The sequence below is a fragment of the Motilimonas sp. 1_MG-2023 genome, assembly GCF_030547455.1.
Classification (GTDB): domain Bacteria; phylum Pseudomonadota; class Gammaproteobacteria; order Enterobacterales; family CBDFNC01; genus Motilimonas.
Genome location: NZ_JAUOPX010000171.1, coordinates 1 through 267, shown reverse-complemented (window position 1 = coordinate 267; position 267 = coordinate 1). Strand labels below are relative to the sequence as shown.

Below are 267 nucleotides of genomic sequence, written 5' to 3'. Positions count from 1 at the left end.
CCGGCAATGGCGTAAGCCAAAGCCATAAGCAGGGCTTTTTAAGTCCCGAAATGATTCTTCGATTTGCATCCGTTTGGAGTAGAGTTTAACGACTTGTTTTGCTGTAAACATGGCGGGGGGCAAGCATCCATGGCTCTTCCGCTGAACGTTGATATAAGTGTTGAGCAGAATGCTTTTGACCCGTGCGGCGATGCCTCTTACCTTTGCGTTTCTTATCCGCCCCTTTGTACAAATAAAGCTGGCATGCAAGAGGACTCTTCTTTGCGA

General features: G+C 47.9%; 1 pseudogene. It reads right to left on the bottom strand.

The window, feature by feature from the left end:
- Nucleotides 1–108: pseudogene (locus tag Q4519_RS21890) on the bottom strand (transposase); the annotation flags it as partial.
- Between the last annotated feature and the right edge of the window lie 159 nt (nucleotides 109–267).